Raw genomic sequence first — 13,535 nt, 5'->3', positions numbered from 1 at the left:
CACATTGGGCGTATCTCAGGTGGGCCGCCCGCGGGCGGCCCCGCCGGCACGCTAAGGGAAGCCGCGGGCCACCACCCGCTGGGGGGGCCCCCCGAGGCGTTCGCGGAGGGTGCGGCGGGCGGGACCGGAGGGCGCGCCGGGAGCCGGGAGGCGGGTGCTTCGCGCCGGGGTGCGGGGACGCCTAAACTATGGCCTTCCTCACTGCAGGTCAGAGCCCGAAAAGTCCAAGTCCGCTCTTGACTGCAAGGCCCTGAGGGGCGATGCTCCATGGCAACGTGATGCATACTGCGGCGCTAGAGTTGCGAGCGGTGTACCGGTCGGCTACACTGCCCCTTTGCGCTGCCCTCTGACTATCCACGTGTGAGAGCACTCCCGAGCGGGTCCGTTTTGGACCCTAACGCACGGGTCTTGGACGTGGATCGTCTGGCGTGCGTGTCGTCAGTTACGCCGCGAGCCCTCGGAAGGACCACTCTTGGCAGCCTCGCGCAACGCCTCGAATACCGCAACCGGTCCGAACCGCGTCTCCTTCGCGCGCATCAAGGAGCCGCTCGAAGTCCCGGACCTCCTTGCTCTGCAGACCAACTCCGTTGACTGGCTGCTGGGCAATGAGAGGTGGAAGGCCCGGGTCGAGGCGGCCCAGAAGGCCGGAAGTAAGAGCGTCCCGACCCAGTCGGGGCTGGAGGAGATCTTCGAAGAGATCAGTCCGATCGAGGACTTCTCCGGGACCATGTCCCTCTCGTTCCGCGACCACCGGTTCGAGCCGCCCAAGTACTCCGTCGAGGAGTGCAAGGACAAGGACATGACCTACTCCGCCCCGCTGTTCGTCACGGCGGAGTTCATCAACAACACCACCGGTGAGATCAAGAGCCAGACGGTGTTCATGGGCGACTTCCCGCTCATGACCCCGAAGGGCACCTTCATCATCAACGGCACCGAGCGCGTCGTGGTCTCGCAGCTGACCCGCTCGCCCGGCGTGTACTTCGACCGCGCCCTCGACAAGGCGTCCGACAAGGACATCTACGGCTGCCGGGTCATCCCGAGCCGCGGCGCCTGGCTCGAGTTCGAGATCGACAAGCGCGACAACGTCGGCGTGCGCATCGACCGCAAGCGCAAGCAGCCGGTCACCGTGCTGCTCAAGGCCCTCGGCTGGGACGAGGCCCGCATCCGCGAGCACTTCGGCGCCTACGAGTCGATCAACGTCACCCTGGAGAAGGACCACACCTCCGGCCAGGACGACGCGCTCCTCGACATCTACCGCAAGCTGCGGCCGGGCGAGCCGCCGACCCGCGAGTCGGCGCAGACCCTGCTGGAGAACCTGTACTTCAACCCGAAGCGGTACGACGTCGCCAAGGTCGGCCGCTACAAGATCAACAAGAAGCTCGGCCTCGACCTGGACATGCGCCAGGGCACCCTGACCGAGGACGACATCGTCGCCACGATCGAGTACCTCGTCCGGCTGCACGCCGGCGAGGAGGAGGCCACCCTCGGGGCCGTCCCCGTGCCGATCGAGGTCGACGACATCGACCACTTCGGCAACCGGCGCCTGCGCACGGTCGGCGAGCTCATCCAGAACCAGGTCCGGCTGGGCCTGGCCCGCATGGAGCGCGTCGTCCGCGAGCGGATGACCACCCAGGACGTCGAGGCGATCACGCCGCAGACGCTGATCAACATCCGGCCGGTCGTCGCCTCCATCAAGGAGTTCTTCGGCACCAGCCAGCTGTCGCAGTTCATGGACCAGACCAACCCGCTGGCCGGGCTGACGCACAAGCGCCGCCTGAACGCGCTCGGCCCCGGCGGTCTGTCCCGTGAGCGCGCGGGCATGGAGGTCCGCGACGTCCACCCGTCGCACTACGGCCGCATGTGCCCGATCGAGACGCCGGAAGGCCCGAACATCGGCCTGATCGGCTCGCTCGCCGCGTTCGGCCGGGTCAACCCGTTCGGGTTCGTCGAGACCCCGTACCGCAAGGTCGAGGACGGCCGGGTCACCGAGCAGATCGACTACCTGACGGCCGACGAGGAGGACCGCTTCGTCATCGCGCAGGCCAACTCCCTGCTCAACGAGGACGGCACCTTCCAGGACGACCGCATCCTGGTCCGCCGCAAGGGCGGCGAGGTCGAGCTGGTCCCGGCCCGCGAGGTCCAGTACATGGACGTCTCGGCCCGGCAGATGACCTCGGTCGCGACCGCGATGATCCCGTTCCTGGAGCACGACGACGCCAACCGCGCGCTGATGGGCTCCAACATGCAGCGCCAGTCCGTCCCGCTGCTGCGCAGCGAGGCGCCGCTGGTCGGCACCGGCATGGAGTACCGCGCGGCGACCGACGCCGGCGACGTGATCACGGCCGAGAAGGCCGGCGTCGTCGAGGAGGTCTCGGCCGACTACGTGACCGTCATGAACGACGACGGCACCCGGACGACCTACCGCGTGTCCAAGTTCAAGCGCTCCAACCAGGGCACCTGCTTCAACCAGAAGCCGATCGTGGACGAGGGCCAGCGGGTCGAGTTCGGGCAGGTCATCGCCGACGGCCCGTGCACCGACAACGGCGAGATGGCGCTCGGTAAGAACCTGCTCGTGGCGTTCATGCCGTGGGAGGGCCACAACTACGAGGACGCGATCATCCTCAGCCAGCGGCTGGTGCAGGACGACGTCCTCTCCTCGATCCACATCGAGGAGCACGAGGTCGACGCCCGCGACACCAAGCTCGGCCCCGAGGAGATCACCCGGGACATCCCGAACGTCTCCGAGGAGGTCCTGGCCGACCTCGACGAGCGCGGCATCATCCGCATCGGTGCGGACGTCGTCCCCGGCGACATCCTGGTCGGCAAGGTCACGCCCAAGGGCGAGACGGAGCTGACCCCCGAGGAGCGGCTGCTGCGCGCGATCTTCGGCGAGAAGGCCCGCGAGGTCCGCGACACCTCGCTGAAGGTGCCGCACGGTGAAGAGGGCAAGGTCATCGGCGTCCGGGTGTTCTCCCGCGACGAGGGCGACGAGCTCCCGCCCGGCGTGAACGAGCTGGTCCGGGTGTACGTGGCCCAGAAGCGCAAGATCACCGACGGCGACAAGCTGGCCGGCCGGCACGGCAACAAGGGCGTCATCTCCAAGATCCTCCCGGTCGAGGACATGCCGTTCCTGGAGGACGGGACGCCGGTCGACATCGTGCTCAACCCGCTGGGCGTGCCCGGCCGGATGAACGTCGGCCAGGTCCTGGAGACCCACCTCGGCTGGGTCGCCTCCCGCGGCTGGAAGGTCGAGGGCGACGACGCCGACTGGAAGCGGGCGCTCAAGGAGATCGGCGCCGACGAGGCTCCGCCGTGGACGAACACCGCGACGCCGGTGTTCGACGGCGCGCGCGAGACCGACGTCACCGGGCTGATCGAGAGCACGCTGCCGAACCGCGACGGCAACCGGATGGTGGGCCCCGGCGGCAAGGCGAGGCTGTTCGACGGCCGCACCGGCGAGCCCTACAAGGACGCGCTGTCGGTCGGCTACATCTACATCCTCAAGCTGCTCCACCTGGTCGACGACAAGATCCACGCGCGCTCGACCGGCCCCTACTCCATGATCACCCAGCAGCCGCTCGGCGGTAAGGCCCAGTTCGGCGGCCAGCGCTTCGGTGAGATGGAGGTGTGGGCGCTGGAGGCGTACGGCGCCGCCTACGCCCTCCAGGAGCTGCTGACCATCAAGTCCGACGACGTGCTCGGCCGCGTGAAGGTGTACGAGGCCATCGTCAAGGGCGAGAACATCCCCGAGCCCGGCATTCCCGAGTCCTTCAAGGTGCTCATCAAGGAGATGCAGTCGCTCTGCCTCAACGTCGAGGTCCTGTCGAGCGACGGCATGTCCATCGAGATGCGCGACACCGATGAGGACGTCTTCCGCGCCGCGGAGGAGCTCGGCATCGACCTGTCCCGGCGCGAGCCGAGCAGTGTCGAAGAGGTCTGATCAACTCAAGGGGAAAACAGTTGCTTGACGTCAACTTCTTCGACGAGCTTCGCATCGGCCTGGCGACCGCCGACGACATCCGCCAGTGGTCCCACGGCGAGGTGAAGAAGCCGGAGACGATCAACTACCGGACCCTCAAGCCGGAGAAGGACGGGCTCTTCTGCGAGAAGATCTTCGGTCCGACCCGGGACTGGGAGTGCTACTGCGGCAAGTACAAGCGCGTCCGGTTCAAGGGCATCATCTGCGAGCGCTGCGGCGTCGAGGTGACCCGCGCCAAGGTGCGCCGTGAGCGGATGGGCCACATCGAGCTGGCCGCGCCGGTCACGCACATCTGGTACTTCAAGGGCGTCCCGTCGCGCCTCGGCTACCTGCTGGACCTGGCCCCGAAGGATCTCGAGAAGATCATCTACTTCGCGGCCTACATGATCACCAGCGTGGACGCCGAGCGCCGCGACCGCGACCTGCCGACGCTGGAGGCCCACATCTCCGTGGAGCGCCAGCAGATCGAGCAGGCCCGCGACGCGCAGGTCGAGGCCCGCCAGCAGAAGCTGGAGGGCGACCTGGCGGAGCTCGAGGAGGCCGGCGCGAAGGCCGACCAGAAGCGCAAGGTGCGCGACGGCGCCGAGCGGGAGATGAAGCAGCTGCGCGACCGCGCGCAGCGCGAGCTCGACCGCCTCGACGAGGTGTGGAGCCGGTTCAAGAACCTCAAGGTCCAGGACCTGGAGGGCGACGAGCTGCTCTACCGCGAGATGCGCGACCGGTTCGGCAAGTACTTCGAGGGCGGCATGGGCGCCGCGGCCATCCAGGCGCGGCTGCAGAACTTCGACCTCGACGCCGAGGCGGAGAAGCTGCGCGACATCATCCGCACCGGCAAGGGCCAGAAGAAGGCCCGCGCCCTCAAGCGGCTGAAGGTCGTCTCGGCGTTCCTGAACACCCGCAACAGCCCGCTCGGCATGGTGCTGGACTGCATCCCGGTGATCCCGCCGGACCTGCGTCCGATGGTGCAGCTGGACGGCGGCCGCTTCGCGACCTCCGACCTGAACGACCTGTACCGCCGGGTCATCAACCGGAACAACCGGCTCAAGCGCCTGCTCGACCTCGGCGCGCCCGAGATCATCGTCAACAACGAGAAGCGGATGCTGCAGGAGGCCGTCGACGCGCTGTTCGACAACGGCCGCCGCGGCCGCCCGGTCACCGGGCCGGGCAACCGTCCGCTGAAGTCGCTGTCCGACATGCTCAAGGGCAAGCAGGGCCGGTTCCGGCAGAACCTGCTGGGCAAGCGCGTCGACTACTCCGGCCGTTCGGTCATCGTCGTCGGCCCGCAGCTGAAGCTGCACCAGTGCGGCCTGCCCAAGCAGATGGCGCTGGAGCTGTTCAAGCCGTTCGTCATGAAGCGGCTGGTCGACCTCAACCACGCGCAGAACATCAAGTCCGCCAAGCGGATGGTCGAGCGCGCGCGCCCGGTCGTGTGGGACGTGCTGGAAGAGGTCATCACCGAGCACCCGGTGCTGCTGAACCGGGCGCCGACCCTGCACCGCCTGGGCATCCAGGCGTTCGAGCCGCAGCTGGTCGAGGGCAAGGCCATCCAGATCCACCCGCTCGTCTGCACCGCGTTCAACGCGGACTTCGACGGCGACCAGATGGCGGTGCACCTGCCGCTGTCCGCCGAGGCGCAGGCCGAGGCGCGGATCCTGATGCTGTCGACCAACAACATCCTGAAGCCGTCGGACGGCAAGCCCGTCACCATGCCCACCCAGGACATGGTCATCGGCCTGTACTGGCTGACGACGCAGAAGGACGGCGCCGACGGCGAGGGCCGCGCGTTCGGCTCGATCGCCGAGGCGATCATGGCCTACGACCGGCGCGAGCTGGACCTGCAGGCCAAGATCCAGATCCGGCTCAAGGACGTCCCGCCGCCGCGCGGCTGGCAGGCGCCCGAGGGCTACGAGCCCGGCCAGCCGTACCGGCTGGAGACGACGCTCGGCCGCGCGCTGTTCAACGAGGCGCTGCCGGACGACTTCCCGTTCGTCGACGACGAGATCGGCAAGAAGCAGCTCTCGGCGATCGTCAACGAGCTGGCCGAGACGTACCCGAAGGTCGCGGTGGCCAACGCGCTGGACGCGCTGAAGAGCACCGGGTTCCACTGGGCCACCCGGTCCGGTGTGACCATCTCCATCGACGACGTCGTCACGCCGCCGAACAAGCAGGACATCCTGTCCGGCTACGAGGCGCGCGCGGAGAAGGTGCAGCGCGAGTTCAACCGCGGTCTGATCACCGACGACGAGCGCAAGCAGGAGCTCATCGAGATCTGGAACAAGGCCACCGCGGACGTCGCGGTGGACATGGAGAAGGCGTTCCCGAAGGCCAACCCGATCTGGATGATGATCCAGTCGGGCGCCCGCGGCAACCCGCTCCAGCTCCGCCAGATCGCCGGCATGCGCGGCCTGGTCTCCAACCCGAAGGGCGAGACCATCCCGCGTCCGATCAAGTCGTCCTTCCGCGAGGGGCTGTCGGTCGTCGAGTACTTCATCTCGACGCACGGCGCCCGGAAGGGCCTCGCGGACACCGCGCTGCGGACCGCCGACTCGGGTTACCTGACCCGGCGCCTGGTGGACGTCGCGCAGGACGTCATCGTCCGCGAGATCGACTGCGGCACCGACCGGACGATCCCGTTCGAGGTCGCCGAGAAGCTGCCGGACGGCACGCTGGTCAAGCTGGCCACCTCGGAGACCGCGCTGATCGGCCGCACGATCGCCGAGGACGTCGAGGTCGACGGGACGGTCATCTTCCCGGCCGACACCGACCTGTCCGACGCGGTCGTGACCCGGCTGGTCGAGGCGGGCGTGGAGTCGGTGCGGACCCGCAGCGCGCTGGTCTGCGAGGCGAAGATCGGTGTCTGCGCCGCCTGCTACGGCCGCTCGCTGGCGACCGGCAAGCGGGTGGACGTCGGCGAGGCCGTCGGCATCATCGCCGCGCAGTCCATCGGTGAGCCCGGCACGCAGCTGACCATGCGGACGTTCCACACCGGCGGTGTCGCCGGCGGCGACATCACGCACGGTCTGCCCCGCGTCCAGGAGCTGTTCGAGGCCCGCATCCCGAAGGGTGTGGCCCCGATCAGCGAGGTCGCCGGCCGGATCAAGATCGACGAGACGGAGAAGACCCGCAAGGTCGTCGTCGTCCCGGACGACGGCTCCGACGAGATCGGCTACCAGGTGCCCATGCGGTCCCGGCTGCTGGTCAAGGAGGGCGAGCACGTCGACGTCGGCCAGCAGCTCATCGCGGGTGCGATCAACCCGCACGAGGTGCTGCGCATCCTCGGCCCCCGCGCGGTGCAGCTGCACCTGGTGCAGGAGGTCCAGGAGGTCTACCGGTCGCAGGGCGTGTCGATCCACGACAAGCACATCGAGATCATCGTCCGCCAGATGCTGAAGCGGGTGAACATCCTCGAGTCGGGCGACACCGAGCTGCTCCCGGGCGACCTGGTGGAGCGTCCGATCTTCGAGGAGACGAACCGGAACGTCGTGGCCGAGGGCGGGACGCCCGCCGCCGGCCGCCCCGTCCTGATGGGCATCACCAAGGCCTCGCTCGCGACCGAGTCGTGGCTGTCGGCGGCGTCCTTCCAGGAGACGACCCGGGTGCTCACCGAGGCCGCGATGCACGCCAAGAGCGACCCGCTGCTGGGCCTCAAGGAGAACGTCATCATCGGCAAGCTCATCCCGGCCGGTACCGGCATGCCGCAGTACCGCAACGTCCGGGTCGAGCCGACCGAGGAGGCGAAGGCGGCGGTGTACTCCGTCGGCTCCTACGACGACGGCGCCGAGTACGCCTTCGGGCAGGGCTCCGGCGAGGCCGTGCCGCTGGAGGAGTACGACTTCGGCCAGTACAACCGGTAACACCTGAACCGGGGCTTCGCGCCCCGGTGGCGAGGGCCCCTTCCGCTGCGGCGGGAGGGGCCTTCCGCGTTCGCGGCGCCGTGCGCGGCGTCCCGCACGGCCAGGCGATCTACCTGCGGTTTTGTCGGTTTTCTTGACCTTTGAGCGTGTTTTGCGGTGCTGTGCCCGGGGACGACCCAGATGCTGGCTAAAGTCGCGTCGGGGGAGGAAATCATATGAAGAGGGTCATGACCGCAACGCTGCTCGCCACCGCCGTCGTGCTCGGCGGGATCGGCGGGGTCGGTACCGCGAGTGCCGCCCAGCCGTCCGCGAACGACCAGGGGACGCAGCAGCACTGCCGCACCTACTCCAGCGTGAAGGAGTGCGGGAAGATCGACCTCAACGCCAAGCAGCGCGCTTGCGCGGAGAAGTACGTCAAGCTGGGAATGACCCATGCGCGCGCCGAGGTGGAGTGCCACGCCTTCGCCTGATCGGCTCGCCTGATCGGTTCGACTGACCGACGCAACGGAAAGGGCCCGCTCCTTCGGGAGCGGGCCCTTCCGCGTCGCGGGGACGGGGGCGCCGGGATCAGTGCGGCGGCGCCTGGTCGGTCCACTGCGTGACCTCGAACGCCTGGTAGGACGCCAGGTCACCGGGGCGGCTGAACCGGTCCGGCATGTTCTTCGCCTCCAGCGCGCGCGGCTTCCCGTCGTCCCCGGGGGGCAGCGGGCGGCTGCCCTTCGGCGGCTTCGCCACCAGGTCCCGGACGGCCAGCAGCGTCCCGCGGTCCGGGTCGACGATCAGCTGGCGCGTGTAGGTGCCGAGCTGCTTGGGCGCGGTGAACAGGCCGAGCGGGACCGTGGTCTTCAGCGGCAGCGAGATCACGGTGCCGGTGCGGCCCAGCGGATCGGTCGTGCGCCCCCCGGCCCGGACGCCGGGCTGCGCGGCGAGCATCCGGAACGCGGCGGCGCGCACCTTCGGCGGCGCGGGCGCGGTGGACAGCAGCGTGGTCGTCACGTCGCTCAGCGCCCGGACGCGCTCCTGCCCCCGCAAGGCGCGGATCGGTTCCTTCACCGGCTTCGCCGAGTACGCGTGCCAGTCACCTCGCAGGTTCAGCAGCGCGTCCTCCAGCGCCTTCGGCTCCGTGGGGAGCTGCGCGAGCTTCGCCGGCGTGAGGCCGTAGGCGGAATCGTCCGGCGACGTGGGGAACGGGCCCGCGGGCCCGCTGCCCGTCCCCATGTCCAGGAAGACGGAGCCGGCCGCGCCCTCGGGATCGGGCACCCGGGCCATCTTCGGCGCCCCCGCCGCCCGCCATTTCCGCGCGTCCTGCGGGGTGAGCGGGACGTCGGCCGGGTCGAGGTGGACCATGCTCCCCGTGCCGTCGCGGCCCGTCCAGGTCTCGTTGCCCTGCCGGGAGTCGACCTTGTAGAAGTTCTCGGCGCTCCTGCCGACCGCGTAGATCTCGCCGCTGATGCTCCGGGTGTGCCAGTACGCGCCGAGCGGGGCCTTCTCCGCGTTGGTGGCGGCCACCAGCAGGACGTTGCCCTCCTTCGGCGGCGCGGTGCGGCTCTGCCCGGCGTCCCCGGGCTGCGACACCACGACCGCGGCCGCCCCGGCGGCCAGGGCCGCCGCGACCGCGCCCGCGAGCGGCAGCCGCAGGCGGCGGCGCAGGGGCCGCGGAGCGGGGGAGCCGCCCGCCGCGTCCGCCCGCCAGCCGATGCGCGCGGCGAGCGCGTCCGGGTGCTCCTCCTCGGCCAGGGCCGTCCGCATCCGGCGCAGCGCGTCGAGTTCATCCATCGTTCTCCTCCAGGGGGAGGGCCTTGCGGAGCTTCGTCCGGGCCCGGTGGATCTTGGCCTTGACGGTGCCGAGCGGCAGCCCGAGCGCCGCGGCGATCTCGGCGTAGGACATCTCGGCCCACGCCAGCAGCAGCACCGCGTTGCGCTCCTGCGCGCTCAGCACCGCGAGGGCCTTCGCCAGCTCGGGACCGAGCGCCGCGGCCGCCGCCCGGTCCCCGGCGCGCTCGGCGACGCCCTCCTCGGCGGGGTCAACGCCGGTCCGCGCGAACGCCCGGTACATGCGGGTCTCGTGCCGGTGGTGCTTGGCGATCAGGTTGGAGGCGATGCCCCACAACCAGGCGCCGAACTCCGCGCGCCCGTCGAACCGCTCGCGCTGCCGGAACGCGGTCGCGAACGCCTCCGACACCAGGTCGTCGGCCAGGACGGGCCCGAGCCGGCGCCGGACGTAGGCGTGCAGCCGCGGCGCGTGCCGCCGGAACAGCTCGCCGAACGCCTCCGGGGTGCGCAGCGACACCGCCACGATCTCGGCGTCGCCCAGCTCGCCGGGAGCCTGGCTCACCACGGCCATGGGCGTCTCTTCATGGTGGGTCTCCGTGACTCTGGGGGGACTGACACCCTCCTCTATCCCGAACCCCGAATTCCGGTTGCGTTCGCGCGCGTTTGGTGGTGGCCCGAGCGGCGGTGCACCGTGGAGAACGCTGAACGAGAGGAGACGACGATGGAACAGGTGCGGCTCGGGACGACCGGCACGCGGGTCTCGCGGATCTGCCTCGGCATGATGAGCTTCGGGGACCCCGCGCAGCGCCCCTGGGCCCTGGACGAGGAGGCCGCCGAGCCGATCGTCCGCAGGGCCGTCGAGGGCGGTGTGACATTCTTCGACACCGCCGACATGTACTCGCGCGGCGTGAGCGAAATCATCACCGGTCGCCTGCTGGCGAAGCTGTTCCCGCGCCGGGACGACTACGTCCTCGCGACCAAGGTCTGCCTCCCCGTGGGCGACGCCCCCAACGACAAGGGGCTGTCCCGCAAGCACATCCTGGCCGCCATTGACGACTCGCTACGGCGCCTGGGCACCGACTACGTGGACCTCTACCAGATCCACCGCTGGGACTATGACACGCCCATTGAGGAGACCATGGAGGCCCTCCACGACGTTGTGCGCGCGGGCAAGGCGCGGTACATAGGCGCGTCCAGCATGTTCACGTGGCAGTTCGCCAAGGCGCAGCACGTGGCCGACAAGCACGGCTGGACGAAGTTCGTCACGATGCAGAACCACTACAACCTCCTCTACCGCGAAGAGGAGCGGGAGATGAACCCGTTCTGCGTCGACCAGGGCGTCGGGCTGCTCCCGTGGAGCCCCCTCGCGCGCGGCCGGCTCGCGGGCAACCGCGACCGCGGCGGGCGCGCCAACACCCTCCGCGCGGGCAACGACGCCTACGGCGAGATGATGTACGACGAGGCCGACTTCGACGTCGTCGACGTCGTCCGCGAGGTCGCCGAGGAGAAGGGCGTCCCCATGGCGCAGGTCGCGCTCGCGTGGCTGCTGGGGCGGCCGGGCGTGACGGCCCCGATCGTCGGCGCGACGAAGGCCGCGCACATCGACGACGCGATCGCGGCGGCTGGGCTCGTGCTGGATGACAAGGACGCCGAGCGGCTGGAGGCGCCGTACCGGCCGCACCCGGTCCGCGGGCACGGCTGATCCGCCCGCCGGGACGTTCCCGCAGGTGGCACCCCCGGTCGGAACGGACCGGGGGCGCCGGACGTCTATCTTTGGCGATGATTTGCGATACCACCGGCGATCGGGGCAGGCTGGGGGCCAGAACGCCCACGGGCGGCCAGACCGCCACGGGGCGAACGAGTGACAGATCCGGGGACCGCACGGCGGATCCCCGGGCGACCGGGACTGAGGAGCCCCGGGACGACGGCGCTGAAGGAGCCCGACGATGACCGAGAATGACGGCACGCAGGGACCGCAGCGGCCGTTGCCGGAGGACGAGGGGCGGCAGGCCCCCGAGGAGCGGGGCGAGCCCCCCGCGCGCCCGCTCGGCGACCGGACCGTGGTGTTCGGCGCCCCGCAGCTGGGCGGCGCGGCCGGCGGGCAGCGGCCCCCGGCTCCGCAGGAGCCCGGCGAGCCGGAGCGGCAGACGCCTCCGCCTCCGCCCCCGACGATGGTCGAGCAGCCGCTGCGGCAGTACGGCGAGCAGCCCCCGGCGCCGCCCCAGCAGCAGTACGGCGCCCCCCAGTACGAGCAGCAGCAGGAACAGCAGCCCTACGGGCAGCAGCCCGGCGGCCAGTCGCCCTATGGCGCGCCTCCCGGCCCGGGCGGCTTCCCGCCGCCGGAGCAGCAGTACGGCGGGCAGTACGAGCAGCAGCAGTACGGCCAGCCGCAGCAGCAGGGCTACCCGCAGCAGCCGATGCACGGCGCCCCGCAGGAGCAGCAGCCGTACGGCCAGCCGCCGTTCGGCGGCCAGGGCGGCTACGCGCCGCCCGCCGAGCCCCGCGCGCCCGAGGGCGGGACGCCCGCCGAGCAGGCGCCGCCGGCGCCGGGCCAGCCGCAGGACGCCGGCACCGACCGCACCCTGATCGTCCCCGGCCCGGGCGCGGGCGGGCAGGAGCCCGAGCGGCCGCAGCGGCCCCCGGTCGACGACCAGGCGACGCTGCACTGGTCGCCCGGCACCGACGTTCCCGTCGCGACCGGCCCCGAGCGGCGGCAGGAGCCGCCCGCCGAGCCGTGGCAGGCGCCGGTCCCGCCGTCGACGCCCGAGCCGTGGTCGCCGGAGGCGGGCCGGCAGCCGGGCGGGCCGGGCCAGGGCCAGGCCGACCACGAGCGGACGATGATGGTCCCGCCGCCCGAGTCGGGCTTCGGCGGGTCCCCGCAGGCGGGCGCCCCGCAGGAGGAGCCGCCCGCGTTCGGCGCCCCCGCCGACCGCGGCGTCGAGGACGCCCGGCCGACCGAGGCGTTCGACCCGTCCGCGCAGTCGCAGGGGCGGCACGCCGCGGAGCCGTCCGGGGGGATGGCCGAGCACACCCGGCTGGACATCGGGCAGCAGTCGTGGCAGCCGCAGGCCCAGCAGCAGCCGCCGCAGCCCGGCGCGCAGCCCTTCGGCCAGCAGGACCAGCAGTACGGCCAGCAGGACTACGGCCGGCAGGGCGCCCAGCAGTTCGGCCAGCAGGGCCAGCAGGGCGAGCAGCAGCAGTACGGCGCGCAGCCGTTCGGCGCCCAGCAGGACCAGCAGCAGTACGGCCAGCAGCAGGGCCAGCAGTTCGGCCAGCAGCAGGACTACGGGCAGCAGCAGGACTACGGCCAGCAGGGCTTCGGGCAGCAGCAGGATTACGGGCAGCAGCAGGATTACGGGCAGCAGGGCGCGCAGCAGTTCGGCCAGCAGGGCCAGCAGGGCGATCAGCAACAGTTCGGCGGCCAGCCCGCGTTCGGCCAGCCGGGCCAGCCCGGTCAGCAGGGCCAGTTCGGGCAGCCGGGGCAGTACGGCCAGCCGCCCGCGTACGGCGGCGACGAGGGCAAGGGCGGCAAGGGCAACACGCTGCTCTACGTCATCGGCGGCGCGGTCGTCGCGGTGATCCTCATCGTCCTGATCGTCGCGTTCGTCCTGTAGCAGACCCGGCCGGGGGAGGACGTAAAAGGTCGTCCACGTCTTCCCCAAGGGCCGGGGTGTGGGTCACAATGCCGACGGGTCTTCCCGCCATCGCGCGGGAACACCCGTCGGCGTTCTTCCGTTGATCTGTACGGCGCGTCGGCTTTCGAGGGCCCTCCGGGCTTGCGCCGGACCGGGCTCACGCGGTAGTGCGCTGTTCGCTTTGCACTTTCGCGGAGGGGTCGGTAACCTCTTCACTTGTGCCCGCTGTGTGCGGGCCGCTATGCGTGCGCGCCGGCGAGGTTCGCCAGGACCGGCCCAGCGCCGCATCTACTC

General features: G+C 70.8%; 7 protein-coding genes. 5 read left to right on the top strand and 2 right to left on the bottom strand.

Annotated elements, in window-relative coordinates:
• Nucleotides 1-472: 472 nt before the first annotated feature.
• The 3 genes from rpoB (at nt 473) to AB0C78_RS14740 (ending at nt 8,303) form a co-directional block, all read left to right on the top strand.
• Nucleotides 473-3,940, top strand: a complete 3,468-nt coding sequence (gene rpoB, locus AB0C78_RS14750; RefSeq protein WP_360747049.1) for a DNA-directed RNA polymerase subunit beta — start codon at nt 473-475, stop codon at nt 3,938-3,940.
• Between the two features lie 20 nt (nt 3,941-3,960).
• Nucleotides 3,961-7,833: a DNA-directed RNA polymerase subunit beta' gene (locus tag AB0C78_RS14745; RefSeq protein ID WP_151543197.1), complete on the top strand. Its 3,873-nt coding sequence runs from the start codon at nt 3,961-3,963 to the stop codon at nt 7,831-7,833.
• Between the two features lie 227 nt (nt 7,834-8,060).
• A complete protein-coding gene (locus AB0C78_RS14740) occupies nt 8,061-8,303 on the top strand; it encodes a hypothetical protein (RefSeq protein WP_360747046.1) in 243 nt (80 codons plus the stop codon).
• Between the two features lie 97 nt (nt 8,304-8,400).
• Here the strand turns inward: AB0C78_RS14740 and AB0C78_RS14735 are convergent, their stop codons facing one another.
• Nucleotides 8,401-9,609, bottom strand: a complete 1,209-nt coding sequence (locus tag AB0C78_RS14735) for a CU044_5270 family protein (protein ID WP_360747043.1) — start codon at nt 9,607-9,609, stop codon at nt 8,401-8,403.
• Nucleotides 9,602-10,177, bottom strand: a complete 576-nt coding sequence (locus AB0C78_RS14730; RefSeq protein WP_360747040.1) for a sigma-70 family RNA polymerase sigma factor — start codon at nt 10,175-10,177, stop codon at nt 9,602-9,604. The genes AB0C78_RS14735 and AB0C78_RS14730 overlap by 8 nt, the downstream gene beginning before the upstream one ends.
• Nucleotides 10,178-10,327: 150 nt before the next feature.
• On the opposite strand from AB0C78_RS14730, the gene AB0C78_RS14725 reads away from it, so the two are divergent.
• Nucleotides 10,328-11,308 carry an aldo/keto reductase gene (locus tag AB0C78_RS14725; protein ID WP_360747037.1) on the top strand — a complete coding sequence of 327 codons (981 nt, stop codon included), beginning with the start codon at nt 10,328-10,330 and terminating at the stop codon, nt 11,306-11,308.
• 244 nt (nt 11,309-11,552) lie between these two features.
• Entirely contained in the window at nt 11,553-13,220 is a 1,668-nt protein-coding gene (locus AB0C78_RS14720) for a hypothetical protein (RefSeq protein ID WP_360747034.1), read from the top strand.
• Nucleotides 13,221-13,535: the final 315 nt, after the last annotated feature.

This window comes from Actinomadura sp. NPDC048394, from assembly GCF_040651755.1.
Lineage (GTDB): Bacteria > Actinomycetota > Actinomycetes > Streptosporangiales > Streptosporangiaceae > Spirillospora > Spirillospora montaniterrae.
This window is presented reverse-complemented; position numbering and strand designations above follow the sequence as displayed.

Coding starts and splice junctions, on each gene's coding strand:
- AB0C78_RS14740 (WP_360747046.1), top strand. CDS start 8,061: ATGACCGCAACGCTGCTCGCCACCGCCGTCGTGCTCGGCGGGATCGGC.
- AB0C78_RS14735 (WP_360747043.1), bottom strand. CDS start 9,609: ATGGATGAACTCGACGCGCTGCGCCGGATGCGGACGGCCCTGGCCGAG.
- AB0C78_RS14730 (WP_360747040.1), bottom strand. CDS start 10,177: ATGGCCGTGGTGAGCCAGGCTCCCGGCGAGCTGGGCGACGCCGAGATC.
- AB0C78_RS14725 (WP_360747037.1), top strand. CDS start 10,328: ATGGAACAGGTGCGGCTCGGGACGACCGGCACGCGGGTCTCGCGGATC.
- AB0C78_RS14720 (WP_360747034.1), top strand. CDS start 11,553: ATGACCGAGAATGACGGCACGCAGGGACCGCAGCGGCCGTTGCCGGAG.